Raw genomic sequence first — 20751 nt, forward strand, 5'->3', positions numbered from 1 at the left:
GGACCATGAGCGCAAAGGCACCCGCATCGGCGGACGAATTTCTGGGCGGGCTGAAAGGCCAGCGCGTGCTGGTGACGGCGGGCGCCGGCGGCATCGGTTTTGCCATCGCCGACACGCTGTCGCGGCTCGGGGCGCGCATCGTCGTCTGCGACGTTTCCGACGAGGCGCTGGCCGCCGCTCCGGACAGGATCGACCTGGTCGCGGCAATCAAGGCGGATGTCTCGCGCGACGCGGACGTCGACCGGCTGTTCGAGGCCGTGAAGGAAAAGCTCGGCGGGCTCGACGCGCTGATCAACAATGCCGGCATTGCCGGGCCGACAGGCGGTGTCGACGAGATCGATCCGGCCGACTGGCGGCGCTGCATCGACATCTGCCTGACCGGCCAGTTCCTTTGCGCGCGGCGCGCCGTGCCGCTGATCAAGGCGGCGGGCGGCGGCTCGATCGTGTCGATGTCGTCGGCGGCCGGCCGCCACGGCTACGCGTTCCGCACGCCCTATTCGGCGGCCAAGTTCGGCGTCATCGGTTTCACGCAGAGCCTCGCCAAGGAGCTTGGGCCGCACAGCATCAGGGTCAATGCCATCCTGCCCGGCATCATCGAGGGGCCCCGCATCGAAGGCGTCATCTCGGCGCGCGCCAAGCAGGTCGGCATCAGCCACGAGGAGATGACCGGGCGCTATCTGCAGAACATCTCGCTGCGCCGCATGACCAGCCCCTATGATGTGGCTTCGATGGTCGCCTTCCTGCTGTCCGATTCTGGCATCAACATTTCCGGCCAGTCGCTCGGCGTCGACGGCAATGTCGAAACACTTTGAGGAACCGATCCATGGCCAATGTCGCGATTGTCGGAAGCGGGTTCATCGGGCGGGCCTGGGCGATCAGCTTCGCCCGCGCCGGCCATGATGTGCGGATGTGGGACCAGTCGCCCGCCGCGACAGGTGGTGCCCGCGACTACATTGCCGGCGTGCTCGGCGACCTCGCCGCGAACGACCTGCTGCGCGGGCAATCCGTCGACACCGTGCTCGGCCGCATCGCCATTGTCGCCGAGCTGGCGGAAGCGCTGGCCGATGCTGCCCATGTCCAGGAGAACACGCCCGAAAACATCGAGGTGAAGCGGGAGGTGTTCTCCCTGATCGATACCCTTGCCGGTCCGCAAACGGTCATCGCCAGTTCCACCTCGGCGCTGTTGCCGTCGAAGTTCACCGATCATCTGCGGGGACGGCACCGCTGCCTGGTCGTGCATCCGATCAACCCGCCCTATCTCATCCCGGCGGCCGAAGTCGTGCCGGCGCCGTGGACGTCCGCCGAGACGCTGGAAAGGACCCGTGCCTTCCTTATCGACGCCGGCCATGCACCGCTGGTGATGAAGCGCGAGCTCGACGGCTTCATCATGAACCGCTTGCAAGGCGCATTGCTGGAGGAAGCTTTCAGGCTCGTCGCCGACGGCTACGCCAGCGTCGAGGATGTCGATATCGGCATCCGCGACGGGCTGGCGCTGCGCTGGTCGTTCATGGGGCCGTTCGAGACCATTGACCTCAATGCGCCTGGCGGCGTGCGCGATTATGCCGAGCGCTATCAGTCGATTTATTCGAACATCTTCCCGCAGATGCTGCGCCGCGTCGACTGGGCTGGCGAGGTCATGGCGGTCGTCGAGGCCGACCGTCGCAAGCGCCTGCCGCGCGACAGTCTCGGCGCCCGGCAGGTGTGGCGTGATCGCCGGCTGATGGCGCTTGCGGCGCACAAAAGAAAATCGGATCAGGAGTTCGGAGAATGACGCAAACAAACCGCAAGCCGGGTACCGCGCAGGTCAAGGGCAAGGTCATCATCACCTGCGCGGTGACCGGGGCGATCCATACGCCGACCATGTCGCCCTATCTGCCGATCACGCCGGACCAGATCGCCTCCGAGGCGATCGCCGCGGCGGAAGCCGGGGCCGCGATCCTGCATCTGCATGCCCGCGACCCGGAGACCGGCAAGCCCGACCAGACGCCGGAGGCGTTTGCCCGCTTCCTGCCGCGCGTCAAGCAAGGCACCAATGCCGCCATCAACATCACCACCGGCGGCAGTCCCTACATGAAGGTCGAGGAGCGCGTGCGCCCTGCCGCCCAGTTCAAACCGGAAGTTGCCTCGCTCAACATGGGCTCGATCAATTTCGGGCTCTATCACCTCGCCGACAAATACGAGACCTTCAAGTTCGACTGGGAAAAGCCGCATCTGGAAGCGACGCGCGACCTGGTCTTCCGCAATTCGTTCAAGGACATCGAATACATTCTGGCCACCTGCTACGACAACGGCACGCGCTTCGAGTTCGAGTGCTATGACATCGCCCATCTCTACAACCTCGCCCATTTCGCCGATCGCGGGCTGGTGAAGCCGCCTTTCTTCGTGCAGTCGGTGTTCGGCCTGCTCGGCGGCATCGGCACCCATCCGGAAGACGTCGCCCATATGAAGCGCACCGCCGACCGGCTGTTCGGTGATCAGTTCCGCTGGTCGGTGCTGGGCGCCGGCGCCAGCCAGCTTCGCATCGCCGCGCAATCGGCAGCGCTTGGCGGCAACATCCGCGTCGGGCTGGAGGACAGCCTGTGGGCGGGCAAGGGCAGACTGGCGAAGTCCAATGCCGAACAGGTGCTGCTTGCGCGCAAGATCATCGAGGGGCTTGGCATGGAGGTGGCGACGCCCGACGAGGCGCGCGAGATCCTGTCATTGAAGGGCGGCGACAAGGTCGCTTTCTGACGCGCCTGACCAATCGCCGCGCGGCGCCAAACAGAGGAGGACGGTATGAAGATCGAAGTCGTGGTGGACGTGAAGACCACACTGGGCGAAGGCCCGCTGTGGGATGTCGAGCAGGAGCGTCTCTACTGGATCGACAGTTTCGACGGTCGTGTGTTCCGGGCGACCGCCGACGGGCGTGAGATCCGCTGCTGGGACGTGCCGATGAAGATCGGTTCGATGGCGCTGCGCAAGGATGGCAGCGGCGCGGTGGTGTCACTGCAGCGTGGCTTCCATCTGCTTGATTTCGCCTCCGGCGATGTGACGCTGATCCACGATCCCGAGCCGGACAGGCCGATGAACCGTCTCAACGACGGCAAGGTCGACCGGCGCGGCCGCTTCTTCGCCGGCTCGATGGATACGATGGAGGAGGGGCCGTCCGGCGGTCTCTACAGGCTCGACGCGGACTTCTCCGTCACCAGGATCGATTCCGGCATCATCTGCTCGAACGGGCCGTGCTGGAGCCCCGACGATCGCACCTTCTATTTCGCCGACACCTGGACCGGCGAGATCTGGGCCTATGACTACGACATCGCCACCGGCGCGGCCACCAACCGCCGCACCTTTACCCGCGTCGACACCAGCCGGGGTGGCGCGGCCGATGGCTCGACCGTCGATGCCGAAGGCTATCTGTGGAATGCTCTGGTCTATGACGGTCGCCTGGTGCGCTACGCGCCGGACGGCAGCATCGACCGCATCATCGACATGCCGGTGAAGAAGATCACCAGCGTCATGTTCGGCGGGCCAAAGCTCGACACCCTGTACGTCACCTCGATGGCCAAGCCGCCGCTGCCGCGATTTCCCGGCGACGGTGTCTTGCGCGGCAGCCTGTTCGCCATCACCGGTCTCGGCGTGACCGGAATAGCCGAGCCCAGGTTTGCCGGGTAAAAAGGGGGCGGCACCTCCGTCGCCATATTCGCCTCGACACCTTCGCCGTCCGCGCTCTGTCCTGACTGATCGGATGATCGCAGACGTCATTGCCTCCGAAGCAGATCGCGTTCAGCCTCGCGGAGGGCCAGGGCGTTCAAACCTGTGTCCGCGTGCGAGCGCTAACGACTGTTCGGAATGTAGAACGTCTGCCTGAAATAGGACCGAAACGCCTCCATGGCGGGGGTGAACTGGGCATTGCGGCGCCAAGCCAGGCCGACATCCATCGCCGGGATCGGGTCGCTCGGCACCAGCGTTTCGATGCGCTTGCCTTCCAGCGACCATGGCCGCAAAACCATGTCCGAGAGAATTGCGACGCCTTGTCCGTTGGCGACCATCGAGCGCACCGCCTCGACGGAGGATGTGCGCAGCGTGACCGACGGCTGATAGGGTGTCTTGCTCCAGTATTTCAGTGAGGTGTGCGCCGCCTCGTCGACGGTCAGCATGATGTAGGGCTCTTGCGAAATTTCCTTCAGGCCGACGGATTCCCGCTGCAGCAGATGATGCTTCGAGGCGACCCAGAGCCGCCGCCGCGAACCCATCAATGTCTCGGTCGTCAGATCCGGATTGAGCACGTTCGAGGTGAGCAGCACGGCGATGTCGTACCGATTGGACAAAAGGCCCTCCTCGATTGCCTCGCGGTTGAGCTCGAAAAGCTGGATGTCGAGCTTCGGGAAATTTCGCTTCAGCTTCTCCAGGTGGTTGGGCAGGAAATAGCCGATCACCGTATAGGTCGCCGCGACGGTTAGGCTGCCCTCTAGGGTGTTCGCCGGCACATTCAGGCTGGTCGCTTCCTGGACCTTGTTGAGGATGTCATAGGCGTGGAACAGGAACTGTCGCCCGGCGGCGGTCAGTTCCATGCCCTGGGGAGAGCGGACGAACAGGTCGGCGCCGACCTCGCTCTCCAGTTCCTTGATCGCCGTGGTGATTGCCGACTGCGAAATGGCGAGGTCGACCGCTGCTTGCGAAATCTGGCCTTGCTCGGCGGTCGAGACGAAATAGCGGATCTGGCGCAGGCTGATTGGCAAAGGACGCAGCTTTCCGTTTATCTGATATCAGTGGGGAGTATTTTCTGAAAATACGATACACGCAATTTCGTTGAGCAGCCATTGCCTTTTTGAGTCGCAATGGATGTCGCCGTTTCTGGCTGTATCGCGCGCTTTCTCTTCCAGTCGCATCTCCCATGGGTATCTGAAAATCAGAAAGTGAAATTCTGAGAATAGAATTTTCCAATGCCGCGCTCCCGCGTTAACGTTCAAAAAAACAAGAAGACGGGAACCGCGCTATCGATCGGCGCATGAAATGCAAAGGGAGCAACGTGCCAGTCACGGTTGTCGACATCAATTGCGATATGGGTGAAGCGTTCGGCCAATGGCGGCTGAGCGACACCGACGATGCCAGGCTGATGGAACTGATCAGCTCCGCCAACATCGCCGCCGGTTTCCACGCTGGCGATCCCAATCTGATGGACGCCACCGTGCGGCTTGCGACCCAGCACGGCGTCGGCATCGGCGTGCATCCGGGCTATCGGGATCTGCAAGGTTTTGGCCGCCGCAAGATCAACGGCACTGGCGACGAGATCGTCAACGACATCGTCTATCAGATCGGAGCGCTCAGGGAATTTGCTCGGCGTCATGGCGCCGTCCTGCAGCACGTCAAGCCGCACGGCGCCCTCTACATGGAACTCGCCGCCGACGAGGCGCTGTCGCGGTCCTTCATCAAGCTGATGCGCACCGTGGCGCCCAATGCCTTCGTCTTCTGCATGGGCATGTCGCAGACCTATCGCACCGCCCTCGAGGCCGGCCAACCGGTCATCAGGGAATTCTATGCCGATCGGGACTACGATCGCTCCGGCTCGATCGTTTTCACGCGGCATGTTGGCAAGCTCGATCCGGCCGGCATTGCCGACAAGGTCGTGCGCGCCTGTCTCGAGGGCAAGGTCCGCACCGTCGATGGCGCCGACATCGACATCGATTTCGAGTCGATCTGCTTTCATTCCGACACGCCGGGTTGCCTGGAGATCGCCGCCACCATGCGTTCCGCCTTGGTCGCGAACGGGATCCGGATCGCACCGGTGTCGGAAGTGTCCGCCCAACAGACCCATGCCGCAAGGGGATCAAAATGAGCAAAGCCGAAATCAAGTCGCCGCTGCCAGGCATGTTCTACCGCAGGCCGTCGCCGGACAGCGCGCCGTTCAAGAACGATGGCGACGCCGTTTCCGCCGCCGATGTGATCGGCATTGTCGAGGTGATGAAGTCTTTCCATGAAGTGACGGCCGGCATCGACGGCAAGGCGATCCGTTTTCTCGTCGACGATGCCGATGCGGTCATGGCCGGCCAGGCGCTTGCCGAGGTCGAGGCATGACCATCAGTTCCGTCCTGATTGCCAATCGAGGCGAGATCGCGGTGCGGATCATCCGCGCGGCGAAGGCCCTGGGGCTGAGGACAGTGCAGGTGTACAGCCACGCCGATGCGGGCTCGCTGGCGGTGCAACTGGCCGACGAGGCGATCGACATCGGACCGCCGGCGGCGAAGAAATCCTACCTGAACATCGAGGCGGTGCTCGCGGCGGCCAGGGCGGCGAAGGTCGATGCCATCCATCCGGGCTACGGCTTCCTGTCGGAGAATGCCGACTTCGCCGAAGCCGTGGTTGCAGCGGGAATGAAATTCGTCGGACCGGATGCTTCGGCCATCCGGCTGCTTGGCGACAAGGTGGTGGCGCGCCAGGTCGCGGCCAGGGCCGGCGTGCCCACCGTGCCCGGCAGCGACGGGCGCGTCTCCGACATCACCGAGGCGGCGGCGATCGTCGCGCGCATCGGCTTTCCAGTGATGATCAAGGCGGCCGCTGGCGGCGGTGGCAGGGGCATCCGCATCGCACACACCCTCGAGGACTTCGAGCGTCATTTCCCGCAAGCTTCGGCCGAGGCTGCGGCGGCCTTTGGTGACGGCGGCCTTTACATCGAGAAGGTTATCGAGAAGGCGCGTCATGTCGAGGTGCAGATCCTCGGCGACGGCAGGAATTTCGTTCATTGCTACGAGCGCGAGTGCTCGCTGCAGCGGCGCCGGCAGAAGGTCTGGGAGGAAGCCCCGGCCGCCGGACTGCCGGCCGATGTGCGCGAAAGCCTGTGCGACAGCGCCGTCGCCCTGGCGCGCTCGGTCGGCTACAGCGGTGCCGGAACGGTCGAATATCTCTACGACGACGCCAGCCGCGACTTCTATTTCATCGAGGTCAACACCCGCATCCAGGTCGAGCACCCGGCGACGGAGATGATCACCGGTCTCGATCTCGTGCAGGAGATGCTGCGCATCGCCGGTGGCCAGCCTCTGTCGGTCAGGCAGGAAGACATTTCCATTGCCGGCCACGCCATCGAATGCCGGATCAACGCCGAGGATCCGCACAGGGGTTTCATGCCCGGTCCTGGCACCGTCGAAACGCTCGTCGTGCCGCGGGGCGAGGGCATCCGCTTCGACACCATGCTGTTTGCCGGCTACACGGTGCCGCCCTTCTACGATTCGCTTTTGGGAAAGCTCATCGTGCATGGCTCCGATCGCGCCGCCTGCCTGGCGAAGCTGCGCACGGCACTTGCCGGTCTCAGGATCACCGGCATTCCGACGACGGTGCCGCTGCATCAGGCGCTCGCCGCCGATGCCGACGTGGCGGCGGGGCGCTTCCATACGCGTTTTCTCGAGGACTGGCTGGAAACGAAATTCGCCGCTTCGGCAGGCGGCGCGAGGGAGGTGGCCTGATGAAGAACCGCTATTCATTCGGTGGCGACGAGCATCTCTTCGTCGAATGCGACGAGAGCATGTCGCTGGAGGCGTTCTTCAAGAGCCTCTCTATGACCAATGCCGTGCGCGACAGCCAGATCAGAGGCGTGACCGAGATATGCCCGGCGAACGCCTCGTTCCAGATCAAGTTCAATCCCGACATCATCCGGCCCGATGACATGCTGCGCGAGGTGCAGGCCATCGAAAGTGCGGCCAGCAAGACCGATCCGGTGATCGCCACCAGGATCATCGAAATCCCTGTTTTCTACCAGGATCCCTGGACGCACGAGACGCTGATGCGTTTCCGCGAGCGGCACCAGGACCCGCAGGCCACCGATCTCGAATACGCCGCCCGCATCAACAATTACTCGACCGTCGACGACTTCATCGCCGCCCATGCCGGCTCGCCGTGGTTCGTGTCGATGGTCGGCTTCGTCGCCGGATTGCCGTTCATGTACCAGATGGTCGACCGGCCGCGGCAGATCCAGGTGCCGAAATATCTCAGGCCGCGCACCGACACGCCAAAGCTCACCATCGGCTATGGCGGCTGCTTTTCCTGCATCTATTCCGTGCGTGGCGCCGGCGGCTACCAGATGTTCGGCATCACGCCGATGCCGATCTTCGATCCGGAGCAGAAGACCAGCTACCTCCGTGACTTCATGGTGTTCTTCCGCCCAGGCGACATCGTCAAGTTCAAGCCGATCGGCCGCGAGGAATACGACCATACCGTCGAGGAAGTCGCCGCCGGCCGGTTTGCCCCGGCAATCAGTGACGTCACCTTCGACCTGCGTGAATTCCAGAAGGACATCGACGGCTACAACGCCAGGCTGGAGGGTATGATCAATGGCCGTTAAGGTGCTCAATCCGGGGCTTTCGACCACGGTTCAGGATCTCGGCCGTCCCGGCTATTTTCATCTCGGCATCCCGATCGGCGGTGCCATGGACCGGCTGGCGCTGCGCGCCGCCAATCTGATCGTCGGCAATGACGAGGGTGCGGCAGGTCTCGAGGCGGTGTTCATCGGGCCGCAGCTCGAATTCACCCGCGACGCGCTGATCGCGGTGAGCGGTGCCGACATGCCGATCAAGCTCGACGGCGAGGAGAAGCCGTCCTGGACCGGGCTGAAGGTCAAGGCTGGCCAGGTGCTGAGCTTTGGCTTCCTGAAGACAGGCGCGCGCATCTACATCGCAATCGCTGGCGGCATCGACGTGCCGATCGCGCTCGGCAGCCGCTCGACCTACCCGATCGGCGCGCTGGGCGGCTTCAAGGGACGCGCCATCGCCAAGGGCGACGAATTGCCCGTCGGCAACGCCGGTTCCGGCAAGGAAGGGCAAAGCGTCCCGGAAGCCTTGCGTCGGCGACCGGGAATGCCGGCCGAACTGCGGGTCCTGCCGGGCCTCTATTGGCATCGCGTCACCGAGCAGTCGCATCAGAACTTCTTCGACGACCAATGGAAGGTGGCGCCCGAGGCGGACCGCATGGGTTATCGCTTCCGCGGCGGCCGGCCGTTGCAATTCGTCGAACGCGACCAGCCGTTCGGGGCCGGCTCGGATCCCTCCAACATCGTCGACAGCTGCTACCCCTACGGTTCGATCCAGGTGCCGGGCGGCACCGAGCCGATCATCCTGCATCGCGACGCGGTCTCGGGTGGCGGCTACTTCATGGTCGGCACGGTGGTCTCGGCCGACATGGACCTGATCGGCCAGCTGCAGCCGAACACGCCAACGCGTTTCGTCAAGGTCGACATGGACGGCGCGCTGAAGGCCCGCGCCGACCGGGCGGCATTGCTCGACAGGATCAGGAGCGTTTTCAACTGACATTTGGGTAAGTGCGGCCGAACCGTCCTCGAGGCGGCGGCCGATAACAAGAAAGGGGAATGACATGAAAAATCTCGGAAGAATGATGCTTGTGACGGCGGCGACTTTGATTACCGGCGCCGCCTATGCCGCCGACTGGTATCCATACGACGCGGCCAAGATCGAGCCGCCTTTTGCGGCCGACGGCAAGTCGGTCGATGTCACCTACGTGCCGCTCGACAAGGCGTCGAAACCCTGGAACATCTGCGTCTCCTTTCCGCATATGAAGGACGCCTACTGGCTTGGTGTCGATTACGGCGTGGCGGAGGAGGCCAAGCGGCTCGGCGTCAAGATGAACCTGTTCGAAGCTGGCGGCTACACCGAGCTCGACAAGCAGATTTCGCAGATCGAGGATTGCGTCGCCGCCGGCGCGCAAGCGGTCGTCATCGGCGCGATCTCCGCCGACGGCCTCAACAATCTCGTTTCGGAAATCCACAAGAAGAACATCCCGGTGATCGACGTCATCAACGGCATCTCGTCGCCGGACATCTCGGCGAAGTCGCTGGTGTCCTTCTACACGATGGGTTCGGAAGCCGGCGCCTATCTGGCCAAGAAACATCCGGCGGGCAGCGAAGAGGTGGAGGTGGGCTGGTTCCCCGGACCGGCGGGCGCTGGCTGGGTGAGCGCGGCGAACCAAGGCTTCCTCGACGCCGTCAAGGGCTCCGCGGTCAAGGTGCTGGAACCCAAGTTCGGTGACACCGGCAAGGAAGTTCAGCTGAAGCTCGTCGAGGACGCGCTGCAGGCCAATCCGAACATCCGCTACATCGCAGGCACCGCGGTGACGGCGGAAGCCGCGCAGGGCGTCATTCGCGAGCGCGGCCTGCAAGGCAAGGTCGACCTGCTCTCCTTCTACATGACGCCTGGCGTCTATGAGGGCATCAAGCGCGGCTTCATCCTCGCTTCCCCGGCCGACTCGATGGTCATCCAGGGCCGTATTGCCGTGGACCAGGCCGTCCGCATCCTGGAAGGCAAGGACTACATCAAGCACGTCGGTCCGAAAATCTTTGTTGTCGATCCGTCCAATATCAAGGACGTTTCGCCGACGAACATCTTGCCGCCGGATGGCTACAAGCCGGTCTTCAACGTGAACTGATCGCGACAAGCGCTGTCCGGTTCCGCCAGGCAAGGCGGGACCGGATCGACCGGGTTGGCAAATGGACAACGCAAACACCCCACTGGTGGAAATGACCCGGATCTCGAAGGAGTTCCCCGGCGTCAAGGCTCTTGATGGCGTCGATTTCAGGCTCCAGCGTGGAGAGGTTCATGTGCTGTTCGGCGAGAATGGTGCTGGAAAGTCGACGCTCATCTCGATCCTCTCCGGCCTCTACAGGCCGACATCCGGTTCGCTGCGCATCGATGGAGAGGAAGTCGACCTGCGCTCGGTCCATGACGCCGCCAGACATGGCATCGGCACGGTGTTCCAGGAATTCTCGCTGATCCCGACATTGCGTGTCTTCGAGAACGTCTATCTCGGCCGCGAGCTCAAGCGCGGTCCTTTGACCGACCGGCGCGCCATGGCCGAGGGTGCACGCGCTTTGTTCCATGACCTGGGCTTCGAGATCGACATCCGCCGGCGCGTTTCCACTCTGTCGCGCGCTGAGCAGCAGATGGTGGAGATCGCAAAGGTGTTTCTTGGCAAGGCGAGGGTCCTGATCCTCGACGAGCCGACCGCCTCGCTCACCGAGAAGGAAACGCGCAAGCTTTTCGCCTTCATCGCCAAGGCGAAGGCCGACGGCGTCGGCATCATCTACATTTCACATCGCATCCAGGAATTCCGCGAAATCGCCGACAACATCAGCGTGCTCCGTGACGGCCGTCTGATCGGGACGGTGTCGGCGCGCGACACCTCCGAGAAGACGCTTGTCGAGTTGATGACCGGTCGGGCGATCGATCAGATCTATCCCGAGATCGGCCGCCAGCCGGATGGCAGGACGCTGATGACGCTGCGCCGGATGCACGGCGCCGGCTTTCATGGCGTTGATATCGACGTGCGTGCCGGCGAGGTCCTGGGGGTTGCCGGCCTGGTCGGCAGCGGCAAGTCGCGGATCTGGCGCAGCGTTCTTGGGTTGCAGCCGATCCGGTCAGGCACGGTCACGCTGAAGGGGCGCGACGTGACCCATGCGGCGACGAGGCATATGCTGCGCGGCGGCGTCTACTATTTGCCGCCTGACCGCAAGGGCGAGGGCCTGCAACTGGCGGCAACGGCACGCGAGAACATCAAGCTCAACCTGCTCGGCCGGGCCGAGATCGTGGGGCGCCTCGGAATTGTTGCGCCGCGTCGCGCCAGGGCATTGGCCGACAAGATTGGCGAGCGCGTCGGCATTGCCTCGGCCCATATGGGCCGCATTGTCTCGAAACTTTCGGGCGGCAACCAGCAGAAGGTGCTGTTCGGCAAGGGATTTGGCGAGGAGCGGGACATCTACATCTTCGATGAGCCGACGGTCGGCGTCGACATGGGCACCCGCGCCGCGCTCTACCGGCTGATCAAGGAGATCGCCGAGGCCGGCAAGGCGGTGGTGGTGATCTCCTCCGACCTGCCGGAGGTGATGAACCTTACGCACCGCCTGTTGGTCTTCTCGAAGGGCAGAGTGTCGGCCGAGCTCACCGGCACCGAGATCGCGGAGGAAAATGTCCTGAAATATTTCTTTGCGGAGACGGGTATCCAGCCATGACCATTCAGAGCAGCCGAACCGAGGATGCAGGGGCGCCGCGAACCCGCGCCAACATTCTGCTGGCGGCCATAAGATACGTGTTCCTGCGTGTCGGGGTGCTGCCGTTCTTCCTGGTCTTTTCGCTGGTCGTCTTCTCCCTGATCTCGAACCAGTTCCTGTCGATCCAGAACCTGACCAACGTCGCCAGGCAGTCTGTCTATCTGGTTCTGGTTTCGCTGGGTCAGATGCTGGTCCTCATCACCGGAGGTTTTGATCTCTCGGTTGGCACGGCGATCGCAATGACTTCGGTTGTGTCGGCGATGGCGATGGTCGCGCTGGCGCCGGTCATGCCGGACATGATCTGGCTGGCGATCCTGCTCGGCGCCGGTGCGGGACTGGGTGCCGCTCTGCTGATCGGGTGCCTGAACGGCCTCGGCATCGCCCAGTTCGACGTCTCGCCCTTCATCATGACCCTTGGCGTGCAGTCGGTCGGCGCGGGCATCGCGCTGTTCCTGACCGGCGGCGTTCCGATATCCGGACTGCCCTACGATTTCGGTAATTTCTTCGGCTTCGGGCGGGTGCTCGGCATTCCCGTGCCGGTGATGATCGCCTTGCTGGCGATCGTTGGCATCTGGCTCTTGATGAACCGAACGAAACTGGGTTCTCACATCTACGCGGTCGGCGGCAATGTCAGGGCGGCCAACCTCTCGGGCGTCAACACCAAGCGGGTGCTGTTCCTGGCCTATGTCCTGTGCGCGCTGCTGGCCTCTCTCGCCGGTCTTCTGCTCACGGCCCGGGTCGAGTCCGGCGAAACCAATCTTGGCGGCACCATCGCGCTGGAATCGATTGCCGCCTGTGTCATTGGCGGGGTTTCCCTGCGGGGAGGGCTCGGCCGTGTGGAGAATGTCGTTCTTGGCGCCTTCTTCATCGTGCTGCTGCAGAATGGCATGAACATCGCCCAGATCGGCTCGTACATGCAGATGGTGCTGCTTGGCTCGCTGCTGGTGCTCGCCGTGATCCTCGACCAATTCCGCTACCGCATGCTGGTTGGCGACCGCTGACGGCAATCACTCAAACACCGAAAAGGAAAGACCATGATTTCCTCAACCTATCCCACGCTTGCAGAACAGGCCTTCTCTGGCCGCACGACGGCGCTCAGGAACGGTGTTCTGGCCATCGCCGGATCGCTGGCGCTGTGGCTGTCGGCCAAACTGCAGGTTCCGTTCTACCCAGTACCGATGACCATGCAGACCTTTGTCGTCCTGGTGATCGGAACAAGTTTCGGATGGCGGCTGGGCGCTGCCACAGTCGCTCTCTATCTCATCGAAGGCGCGCTCGGGCTTCCGGTTTTCGCCGGAACGCCTGAGAAAGGCATCGGTCTCGCCTATATGGTCGGTCCGACCGGCGGCTACCTCCTCGGCTATCTGCCCGCCGCGGCACTTTGCGGCTTCCTCGCCAGCCACGGCTGGGATCGCAGGATCGTCACGACGGCGCTTTCCATGCTTTTGGGAACGGTCGTCATCTATGCCTTCGGACTTTCCTGGCTGGGCACCGTCGTTGGGTGGGACAAGCCGATCCTGGCCTGGGGCCTCACGCCCTTCGTCCTTGGCGATCTGCTCAAGCTGGCGCTTGCCACCGCGGTCCTGCCGCTGGCCTGGAAATTTGTTGGCCGGACGCGCGACGGCGATCACTGAAATTGCAATTGCCAGGGTTGCGCAGCGATCCTCAGATCCATCCGGCAGGGGGGACCCGATAGCGTGCCCGGACAGAATGGAGAGCGCTTCCATGCAGCGACGTCGCTGGCCGATGCGATAGCCGCTCTTGCCGATCGCGGGTCGGCTGGAGCAGCTCTTGCCGGTGCGACCTGGATCATGCGGGCCCCGCTCAGGCACGAGCGGCGGGACCTGTCCTATGTGGCGATTTCCAGGATCGACGAGTTGCGGCGGCTGGATATTCTCGATCGCGAGATCAGCATAGGTGCCTGCGTGACCCATGCCGAAGTGGCACGCTCGCTTGGGGCCCTGCCCGAATGCCGGGCGCTGGCGCAGGCCGCCGCCAACTCCGCAAATCCTGCAGTCCGCAACGTTGCCACGATTGGCGGAAATCTCTGCGCTTCGGCCTTTGCCGCGGCTGATCTGGTGCCTGCCCTGCTATGCCTCGATGCCGAACTCGAAATCGAAGGTGCGAAAGGGTCCGAACGGATGACGGTCAAGCGTTTCCTGGAGGTGAGGACAGATATCGAACCCGACCGTCTCGTCCGCCGCGTGATCGTTCCACGCACGACGCGGCGCTCGGTCCATATAAGGCTCCCGCTGCGCAAGGCAGGGGACTACCCCGTGGCAATCGTGAGCCTGGCTGCGACCTTGAACCCGGCCGGTGTCGTCGAAAGCGCCAGGGTGGCGGTGGGCTCGGTCGAACCCGTTGCGCGCCGCTGGGAGCAGCTCGAAACAAACCTTGTCGGCCAAAGCCTCGATCCACGCCGCGCGACCGAACAAGCCGAGCGGTTTTGCGCAGATTTTCTTGGCCGCGAAGGCGTCGAGGCGCCTGGCTGGTACCGGGTGAAGGTGCTTCCCAGCCTCGTGCGCCGCGCCGTGCTCGCCCTTCAAGAGCAGTCCTGAAGCTCGTACCCGGAAGAGATCAAGCCGATGTCCTTGCGTCTCGTGATCAATGGTGAAGATCGAGTTTCGCGCGCCGAACCGCTCACGCCGCTTGTCGACGTGTTGAGGGACGAATTCCATCTGACGGGAGCGAAAGTCGCATGCCGCGAGGGCTTCTGCGGCGCCTGCACCGTCCACCTCGACGGACAGCCGGTCGTGTCCTGCCTGGTGCCGCTCGGCACGGTCGAGGGACGAGAAGTGCGCACGGTCGAATTGCTTGCGACGGCGGGCGAGCTATCGCCGCTGCAGCGGATCATGGAAGAGCACGACGTCGTCCAGTGCGGCATGTGCTTTCCCGGTATCCTGATGGTCCTCACGAGCTTCTTCCAGGAGCACCCGCGGGCCGAAAGGGATGAAATCAAGGCGGCGCTCGTCGGCAACATCTGCCGGTGCACCGGCTATGAGCACCTGGTCGATGCGGCCGTGGCGTTGGCGAAGCGGAGCTGAGCAATGGCAATCGCGGACCCGTCAAACGTCACGATGAACCTGCCGCGGCGCGACGCACGCGACAAGCTGCTCGGCCGTACGCGCTACACCGTCGACCGCATGCTGCCGCGCATGCTTCACGCTGCGATCCTGCGATCGGAGGTCGCGTCGGCCCGCATCCTGAAGATCGACATCACGCGTGCCCGTCAAATGCCGGGCGTGCGCGCCGTAGCGCTTGCCGAAGACGCCCCGGGAATGCACGGTATCGGCATCGCCGACCATCCGCTCTTCGCCTCGGGCGTCATCCGCTTTCATGGCGAGCAGATCGCCGCGGTCGCCGCCGACACCTACGAGCAGGCCCAGGCGGCGGCACGCGCGATCGAAGTCGAACTTGAACCCCTTCCCATCGTGCTCACCATGGCCGATGCGCTGGCGCCTGGCGCTGCCTTGGTTCACCCCGACTGGAAAAACTACGAAGTTCTGTTCGAAGGCGGCGCTCGTGGCGGCAACGTTGCCTGGGAAGCGACGGTGGTCCGGGGCGATACCGAAGCGGCGTTCGCCCGCGATGACGTCGTGGTCGTGGAGAGCTGCTTTCGGGTCGGCCGGCAGAACCATGTCTCGCTCGAACCGCGGGCCGTCGTCGCCTCCTACGAGGACGGTCGCTACCATATCGAGACGTCGACACAGGTTCCGTGGACGGTTCGCAACATGACGGCGAAGCTGCTGGGTATTCCTGCCTCTCAGGTGCATCTCACGGTGCCGCCCGTGGGCGGGGGGTTCGGTCAGAAATTCGACTGTACGCTGGAGCCTTATGCGGCGATCCTGGCGCGCAAATCCGGGCAGCCAGTGCGCCTCGTCTATTCGAGGCAGGAGGAGATGCTGACCTGCCTCTGCCGCGAAAACGCCGAAATCAAGATCCGATCCGCGGTGACCAAAAGTGGCGACATCGCTGGACGCGAGGCCGTCGTGCTGATGGACTGCGGCGCCTATGGCGGCGAGCAGATTTTCCTCACGACGATGACGGCGCACACGCTCGGCGGCAACTACAGGCTTGGCTCGGTCAAGCTGGCGAGCCGTGCGGTCTACACCAACACTCCCCCCAACGGCGCCTTTCGCGCCTGCAACGGTGTCTACAACACATTCGCACTGGAGCGGCATACGGACGAGATCTGCCAGGCCATCGGGATGGATCCGCTCGAATTCAGGCGGCGGAACGTGCTGGGCGACGGAGACCTTGGCGCGACGGGCCAGGTCTTCGAAGGCGACGTGCTCGGCCCGATGCTTGATCGCATGGCAAAGCTGCGGGAAGCGTCTCCCAGCAAGAGGCCCGTGGCGGGCGGGCGCCTTTACGGCCGGGCCACCGTGGTGGGCACCTGGTTCATCTTCGTCGGCCCACCATCAACCTGAATGCCGACGGCAGCGCGACGCTCATCACCGCCGGGGTCGAGCTTGGCCAGGGCACGATGGTGCAGGCGTTGCCGCAGATCGTCGCCCATGAGCTCGGGATTCATCCGAATGACGTGATCGTTCGCAATGCCGATACGGATGCAGCCGGTTTCGATCTCGGCGTCGGCGGAGGCCGCACGACCGTCTCCGTCGGCGCGGCGAGCCTCGCCGCTGCCGCGGATGTACGCAACAAGATCCTGAATACGGCGAGCGAGTTGCTGCAGACCCAGCCGGAACGGCTGGTCTTGCGCAATGGACGGGTTGAGATCGCCGGGATCGAGGGATCGGGGATGACCATTGCCCAGGCCGTCCAGCACGCACACCGGTTGACGGGTCCAGTTGTCGGCAGCGGCTCGTTCACCAATCCTGGCGTGCCGGCGATGCCCGGCTGCGCGGCGGGCCATTTCATCGACGCGATCGATATTCCCGTCTTCAACGTCCATGATTGCGAGGTCGCGGTGGACCCCGACACCGGCCATGTCGAAATCCTGAGCTACAAGGTGGTGCAGGATGTCGGCCGGGCGCTCAACCCACGCGCCATCCACGGGCAGATCCAGGGCGGGGTCACGCAGGGACTGGGCTACGCGCTGCATGAAGAGCATACCATCGGCGAGGACGGGTGCATCCGGCAGGACAGCCTCGAGACCTATCGCGTTCCACTCGCATTGGATACCGTGCCTGTCGAGATCGACCTCTACGAAGGCGCGCCTTCCATTGGCCCGCTCGGCGCCAAGGGCGCGGGCGAGGTGCCCATTCTCAATCCCCCGGCAGCCGTCGCCTGCGCCGTCGCCAACGCCACCGGGCGCCGTGTCCAGCAAATGCCGCTCACGCCGCCGCGCGTGCTGGGGCTTCTGCTGGGCAGGGAACCTGCCGTCGAACTGCCTCACATCGCCGGCAACTGGTGGGACAATGTGCTGATGAGGCCCCGGCCCACTGATCGATGAGGGATCCTCCCATGGCCTCCCAGCGCGCAAATGGCCGTCTGTCGGGGCTGCGTCCAGCGAGCGGTTGTGGCCGAAGTACGGGCGGCAACTACATTTCCGTCACGAACTTCGTCCGCAGGTAGGCGTCGAGGCCTTCGATGCCGCTCTCCGAGCCATAGCCGGATTCGTTGACGCCGCCGAAGGGCGTTTCGGGTGTCGACACCATCATATGGTTGACGCCGACCATGCCGGCTTCCAGCGCCGCCTCGGTCTTTTGGGCAAGGCTGAGGTTGCGGGTGAACACAAACGAGGCCAGTCCGTAAGGCAGTGAGTTTGCCCGCCCGATCATGTCGTCGAAGGTTGAGAACGGGGTCGTCGGGGCGATCGGCCCGAATGGTTCCTCGGCCATGATGCGCGCGGTGTCAGGCACGTCCCTCAGCAATGTCGGGGCATAGAAATAGCCCTTGTTGCCGATGCGCTTGCCGCCGGTGACGACGGTCGCGCCTTTCGCCATTGCATCGCTGACGAAAGCGTCCATGGCATCCAGCCGCCGTGGCGCGATCATCGGGCCCATCTGCACGTTTGTGTCGAGGCCGTCGCCAATCCTGAGCTTTTCGGCGCGGGCGGCAAAGCCGTCGATGAAGCGGTCATAGACAGCCTCATGCACGTAGAAACGGGTCGGCGAGGTGCACACCTGGCCGGCATTGCGGAACTTGAATGCGACGACCGTATCGAGTGTCTTTTCGAGATCGGCGTCCTCATAAACGATGACGGGAGCGTGGCCGCCGAGCTCCATGGTGCAGCGCTTCAACGTGTCGGCGGCCTGCTTCTGCAGCAGCTTTCCAACCGCGATCGAGCCGGTCAGCGAGACCTTCTTCGGGATCGGCGAGGCGATCAGATAGGACGAGACCCGGGCGGGTTCGCCGAACACGATGTTGAGCACGCCCGCCGGAAGTCCGGCGTCCTGGAAGCAGCGGGCGATGGCCACGGCGGTTCCGGGCGTTTCCTCCGCCGGCTTCAGGATGATCGAGCATCCTGCGCCCAGCGCGCCCGAAATCTTGCGGATGACATTGCTGGCCGGAAAGTTCCAGGCGGCAAAGGCGACCACCGGTCCGACCGGCTCCTTGAACACCATCTGCCGCACGCCGGGCAGCCGGGCAGGGACGATGCGCCCGTAAGCGCGCTTGCCTTCTTCCGCGTACCAGCGGGTCGCATCGGCGGCGAACTGCACCTCGCCGGTGGCCTCGGCCAGCGCCTTGCCATTCTCCATCGTCAGTATGCGGGCGATGGTGTCCTTGCGCTGTTCGATCAGGTCGGCGGCCTTGTCCATGATCGCCCAGCGCTGCATCGCGGTCATGGCCTTCCACAGCTTGAAGCCCTTGGCCGAGGCCAAAAGAGCGCGGTCGAGATCGGTCTCAGTGGCATGCGGCACGGTTGCCAGCACCTCTTCTGTGGCGGGATTGATCAATGGTTCGGACTTGCCGTCCGATCCCTGGCACCACGCGCCGTCAATCAGCAGCTCGATCGTCTCTGGATACATGTCCTGGCCCTTTCCAGCCCGGTGGTCCGCGGAAGGCCGCCGGCAGATTGCACGTCAAAAGAAATTACCGCGATGGCTTGACCTGTACATTGTATACAGTATGGTGTCGACATGATTTTAGCGCGCATTCAGAAATTGTCGGTCGCCATCCCCGAGAATCTCGCCGAGATGTTGGAGGAGGAGATCATCTTCGGCCGCATCAAATCCCGGGAGCGATTGACCGAGGAAATGGTCGCCGAACGATACGGCGTCAGCCGGTCGCCGGTGCGTGAGGCTTTGAGGTTGCTCGAGCGCGATGGCCTGGTGATGCGCGAGGCCCGGCGCGGCATCTGGGTTTCACCGATGTCGCAGCGCGACTTCGATGAGGTCTATATGTGCCGCATCGAGCTGGAAGGACTGGTCGCCAAGCAGGCCGCCGAATCCACCGACATCGAGAAGAAAGCCGAGTTCAAGATTCTGCTGTCCGAGCTAAAGGAGGCGCAGTCCAGGAACGACGCCCGGCAGTTCTTCATCGTCGACGTGCGCGGATCTTTTCTGACCTACGATCTTGCCGGCAACAAGACCCTGACGCGCCTGCTGGGCGGGCTCGAAAAGCAGGCCTTGCGGTATCGCTATCACGCCTACGAGCAGGATCCGAAGATCATCCAGCTCTCCCTGGACGACACGGCTCGCATTTACGACGCGATCACCGAGGGCGATGGCGAAAGCGCCAAGGCGATGACCGAAAACCTCATTCGGGAAATCTGGCAGAGCATGCGGGCCGGCATTCGCGACGCCTTCGGAGAGGGCTAGTTCGTGACCACCATTTCGTCAGCGTTCAGCGTCATTGATTCCCATACGGCCGGTCATCCCACGCGAGTCATCCTGAGCGGTGTCCCGAAGCTTGCCGGTTTGAGCGTGCGGGATCAGCGGGACCATTTCCGTCAGCACTTTGACCATCTCCGCCCGGCGTTGCTGCATGAGCCGCGAGGTCATGCGGCCATGGTCGGCCTGGTGCCGGTCGCCTCCGATGTCGCCGACTATGGCGCGTTCTTCATCTCGTCCTATGTCTATCTCGACATGTGCGGTCACGGCACGATCGGCTATGCCAGGACGCTGGCCTTCACCGGGCAGATCAGCGCTGACACCGGTGACAGCTTCACGCTGGAAACGCCGGCCGGCATCGTCACGGTTCATCTGATCTGGGCTGGCGATGGTTCGCTCGACCGCGTGCGGATTGCCAATGTCCCAAGCTATGTCGGGCTCGAGCATCTGAGCGTTGCCGTTGAAGAGCTAGGCTCGGTCGATGCCGCAATCGTCTACGCCGGCATGTGGTATGCGCTCGTCGACGCCGCGCCGCTCGGCCTCAAGCTTGTTCCGGACAGCGCATCGACACTGATGCGGGCGGGCGCCCGGATCAAGGACGCGATCAAGGCGGCAACGCAGGACATGCCGCTGTTTGCCGGCGCGGCCGCGCCGAGCGTGCTTTTCTACGATGACGACAGCGAGAACTCGGCGACGCATTTCCTTGTTCTGGAATCGAACAAGTTCGACCGCTCGCCTTGCGGCACCGGGACCTCGGCGCGGCTGACTTTTCTGCTGGAGAAGGGGCTCATCGGCCCCGACCAGACCTACCACGCCAGGAACATCCTCGGCATTCCGTTCGAGGCGCGCCTGCAAAAGCGCGTCCGGGCCGAAGGCCGGGAGGCGATGATTGTCGAGATCGAAGGCGCCGCCTTCATCACCTCGACCCAGACCATCTTCTTCGAGAAAGGCGATCCTCTCTCGCAGGGATTCTTATGCCGCTAACCAACC

General features: G+C 63.7%; 21 protein-coding genes. 19 read left to right on the forward strand and 2 right to left on the reverse strand.

The genetic code is table 11. The features are described 5' to 3' along the window. Nucleotides 1-5: 5 nt before the first annotated feature. Genes OOJ09_RS00975 through OOJ09_RS00990 form a run of 4 tightly spaced genes read left to right on the forward strand, consistent with a single transcriptional unit; the run spans nt 6 to nt 3654 of the window. Nucleotides 6-812: an SDR family oxidoreductase gene (locus OOJ09_RS00975; RefSeq protein WP_269903393.1), complete on the forward strand. Its 807-nt coding sequence runs from the start codon at nt 6-8 to the stop codon at nt 810-812. An 11-nt stretch (nt 813-823) separates the two neighbouring features. Then, nucleotides 824-1771, forward strand: a complete 948-nt coding sequence (locus tag OOJ09_RS00980; protein WP_269903394.1) for a 3-hydroxyacyl-CoA dehydrogenase — start codon at nt 824-826, stop codon at nt 1769-1771. Further along, nucleotides 1768-2730, forward strand: a complete 963-nt coding sequence (locus OOJ09_RS00985) for a 3-keto-5-aminohexanoate cleavage protein (RefSeq protein ID WP_269903395.1) — start codon at nt 1768-1770, stop codon at nt 2728-2730. The genes OOJ09_RS00980 and OOJ09_RS00985 overlap by 4 nt, the downstream gene beginning before the upstream one ends. A gap of 45 nt (nt 2731-2775) precedes the next feature. Beyond that, nucleotides 2776-3654: an SMP-30/gluconolactonase/LRE family protein gene (locus OOJ09_RS00990; RefSeq protein WP_269903396.1), complete on the forward strand. Its 879-nt coding sequence runs from the start codon at nt 2776-2778 to the stop codon at nt 3652-3654. Between the two features lie 161 nt (nt 3655-3815). Here the strand turns inward: OOJ09_RS00990 and OOJ09_RS00995 are convergent, their stop codons facing one another. Further along, nucleotides 3816-4721 carry a LysR family transcriptional regulator gene (locus OOJ09_RS00995; RefSeq protein WP_256750057.1) on the reverse strand — a complete coding sequence of 302 codons (906 nt, stop codon included), beginning with the start codon at nt 4719-4721 and terminating at the stop codon, nt 3816-3818. Between the two features lie 290 nt (nt 4722-5011). Between OOJ09_RS00995 and OOJ09_RS01000 the strand changes: the two genes are divergently transcribed. The 13 genes from OOJ09_RS01000 to OOJ09_RS01060 all read left to right on the forward strand — a co-directional run bounded on the left by OOJ09_RS01000 (nt 5012) and on the right by OOJ09_RS01060 (nt 17438). Beyond that, complete coding sequence (locus OOJ09_RS01000; RefSeq protein WP_269903397.1) at nt 5012-5818, forward strand: 5-oxoprolinase subunit PxpA; 807 nt, start codon at nt 5012-5014, stop codon at nt 5816-5818. Continuing rightward, a complete protein-coding gene (locus tag OOJ09_RS01005) occupies nt 5815-6057 on the forward strand; it encodes an acetyl-CoA carboxylase (RefSeq protein ID WP_269903398.1) in 243 nt (80 codons plus the stop codon). The genes OOJ09_RS01000 and OOJ09_RS01005 overlap by 4 nt, the downstream gene beginning before the upstream one ends. Next, nucleotides 6054-7439 (forward strand): acetyl-CoA carboxylase biotin carboxylase subunit, encoded by a 1386-nt coding sequence (locus OOJ09_RS01010; RefSeq protein ID WP_269903399.1) that lies wholly within the window; start codon nt 6054-6056, stop codon nt 7437-7439. Before OOJ09_RS01005 ends, OOJ09_RS01010 begins: the two co-directional genes overlap by 4 nt. After that, complete coding sequence (locus OOJ09_RS01015) at nt 7439-8314, forward strand: 5-oxoprolinase subunit B family protein (RefSeq protein ID WP_269903400.1); 876 nt, start codon at nt 7439-7441, stop codon at nt 8312-8314. The genes OOJ09_RS01010 and OOJ09_RS01015 overlap by 1 nt, the downstream gene beginning before the upstream one ends. Next, a complete protein-coding gene (locus OOJ09_RS01020; protein WP_269903401.1) occupies nt 8304-9275 on the forward strand; it encodes a biotin-dependent carboxyltransferase family protein in 972 nt (323 codons plus the stop codon). The genes OOJ09_RS01015 and OOJ09_RS01020 overlap by 11 nt, the downstream gene beginning before the upstream one ends. Nucleotides 9276-9339: 64 nt before the next feature. After that, nucleotides 9340-10407, forward strand: a complete 1068-nt coding sequence (gene torT, locus OOJ09_RS01025; RefSeq protein ID WP_269903402.1) for a TMAO reductase system periplasmic protein TorT — start codon at nt 9340-9342, stop codon at nt 10405-10407. 61 nt (nt 10408-10468) lie between these two features. Then, nucleotides 10469-11986, forward strand: coding sequence for a sugar ABC transporter ATP-binding protein (locus OOJ09_RS01030; RefSeq protein WP_269903403.1), 1518 nt, complete (start codon nt 10469-10471; stop codon nt 11984-11986). After that, nucleotides 11983-13026, forward strand: coding sequence for an ABC transporter permease (locus tag OOJ09_RS01035; RefSeq protein ID WP_269903404.1), 1044 nt, complete (start codon nt 11983-11985; stop codon nt 13024-13026). Before OOJ09_RS01030 ends, OOJ09_RS01035 begins: the two co-directional genes overlap by 4 nt. Nucleotides 13027-13059: 33 nt before the next feature. Beyond that, nucleotides 13060-13659 (forward strand): biotin transporter BioY, encoded by a 600-nt coding sequence (locus tag OOJ09_RS01040; RefSeq protein WP_269903405.1) that lies wholly within the window; start codon nt 13060-13062, stop codon nt 13657-13659. Between the two features lie 63 nt (nt 13660-13722). Further along, complete coding sequence (locus OOJ09_RS01045) at nt 13723-14583, forward strand: FAD binding domain-containing protein (protein WP_269903406.1); 861 nt, start codon at nt 13723-13725, stop codon at nt 14581-14583. Nucleotides 14584-14610: 27 nt separating this feature from the next. Beyond that, on the forward strand, nt 14611-15069 hold the full coding sequence (locus OOJ09_RS01050) for a (2Fe-2S)-binding protein (protein WP_269903407.1): 459 nt from the start codon (nt 14611-14613) through the stop codon (nt 15067-15069). Between the two features lie 3 nt (nt 15070-15072). Beyond that, nucleotides 15073-16455: a xanthine dehydrogenase family protein molybdopterin-binding subunit gene (locus OOJ09_RS01055; RefSeq protein WP_269903408.1), complete on the forward strand. Its 1383-nt coding sequence runs from the start codon at nt 15073-15075 to the stop codon at nt 16453-16455. A gap of 23 nt (nt 16456-16478) precedes the next feature. Further along, entirely contained in the window at nt 16479-17438 is a 960-nt protein-coding gene (locus OOJ09_RS01060) for a xanthine dehydrogenase family protein molybdopterin-binding subunit (RefSeq protein ID WP_269904039.1), read from the forward strand. 88 nt (nt 17439-17526) lie between these two features. Here OOJ09_RS01060 and OOJ09_RS01065 read toward each other — a convergent pair whose 3' ends face one another. Beyond that, on the reverse strand, nt 17527-18957 hold the full coding sequence (locus OOJ09_RS01065) for an NAD-dependent succinate-semialdehyde dehydrogenase (RefSeq protein WP_269903409.1): 1431 nt from the start codon (nt 18955-18957) through the stop codon (nt 17527-17529). A gap of 111 nt (nt 18958-19068) precedes the next feature. On the opposite strand from OOJ09_RS01065, the gene OOJ09_RS01070 reads away from it, so the two are divergent. Both OOJ09_RS01070 and OOJ09_RS01075 read left to right on the forward strand, forming a co-directional pair. Beyond that, on the forward strand, nt 19069-19749 hold the full coding sequence (locus OOJ09_RS01070) for a GntR family transcriptional regulator (RefSeq protein ID WP_269903410.1): 681 nt from the start codon (nt 19069-19071) through the stop codon (nt 19747-19749). A gap of 3 nt (nt 19750-19752) precedes the next feature. Next, on the forward strand, nt 19753-20745 hold the full coding sequence (locus OOJ09_RS01075) for a proline racemase family protein (RefSeq protein ID WP_269903411.1): 993 nt from the start codon (nt 19753-19755) through the stop codon (nt 20743-20745). The last annotated feature ends 6 nt before the right edge of the window (nt 20746-20751 follow it).

The organism is Mesorhizobium qingshengii (genome assembly GCF_027563465.1).
GTDB lineage: Bacteria > Pseudomonadota > Alphaproteobacteria > Rhizobiales > Rhizobiaceae > Mesorhizobium > Mesorhizobium qingshengii_A.

Bases quoted from the DNA above. Each gene is read 5' to 3' on its own strand.
- OOJ09_RS00975 (WP_269903393.1), top strand. From the start codon at position 6: ATGAGCGCAAAGGCACCCGCATCGGCGGACGAATTTCTGGGCGGGCTG.
- OOJ09_RS00980 (WP_269903394.1), top strand. From the start codon at position 824: ATGGCCAATGTCGCGATTGTCGGAAGCGGGTTCATCGGGCGGGCCTGG.
- OOJ09_RS00985 (WP_269903395.1), top strand. From the start codon at position 1,768: ATGACGCAAACAAACCGCAAGCCGGGTACCGCGCAGGTCAAGGGCAAG.
- OOJ09_RS00990 (WP_269903396.1), top strand. From the start codon at position 2,776: ATGAAGATCGAAGTCGTGGTGGACGTGAAGACCACACTGGGCGAAGGC.
- OOJ09_RS01005 (WP_269903398.1), top strand. From the start codon at position 5,815: ATGAGCAAAGCCGAAATCAAGTCGCCGCTGCCAGGCATGTTCTACCGC.
- OOJ09_RS01010 (WP_269903399.1), top strand. From the start codon at position 6,054: ATGACCATCAGTTCCGTCCTGATTGCCAATCGAGGCGAGATCGCGGTG.
- OOJ09_RS01015 (WP_269903400.1), top strand. From the start codon at position 7,439: ATGAAGAACCGCTATTCATTCGGTGGCGACGAGCATCTCTTCGTCGAA.
- OOJ09_RS01020 (WP_269903401.1), top strand. From the start codon at position 8,304: ATGGCCGTTAAGGTGCTCAATCCGGGGCTTTCGACCACGGTTCAGGAT.
- torT (WP_269903402.1), top strand. From the start codon at position 9,340: ATGAAAAATCTCGGAAGAATGATGCTTGTGACGGCGGCGACTTTGATT.
- OOJ09_RS01030 (WP_269903403.1), top strand. From the start codon at position 10,469: ATGGACAACGCAAACACCCCACTGGTGGAAATGACCCGGATCTCGAAG.
- OOJ09_RS01035 (WP_269903404.1), top strand. From the start codon at position 11,983: ATGACCATTCAGAGCAGCCGAACCGAGGATGCAGGGGCGCCGCGAACC.
- OOJ09_RS01040 (WP_269903405.1), top strand. From the start codon at position 13,060: ATGATTTCCTCAACCTATCCCACGCTTGCAGAACAGGCCTTCTCTGGC.
- OOJ09_RS01050 (WP_269903407.1), top strand. From the start codon at position 14,611: ATGTCCTTGCGTCTCGTGATCAATGGTGAAGATCGAGTTTCGCGCGCC.
- OOJ09_RS01055 (WP_269903408.1), top strand. From the start codon at position 15,073: ATGGCAATCGCGGACCCGTCAAACGTCACGATGAACCTGCCGCGGCGC.
- OOJ09_RS01065 (WP_269903409.1), bottom strand. From the start codon at position 18,957: ATGTATCCAGAGACGATCGAGCTGCTGATTGACGGCGCGTGGTGCCAG.
- OOJ09_RS01070 (WP_269903410.1), top strand. From the start codon at position 19,069: ATGATTTTAGCGCGCATTCAGAAATTGTCGGTCGCCATCCCCGAGAAT.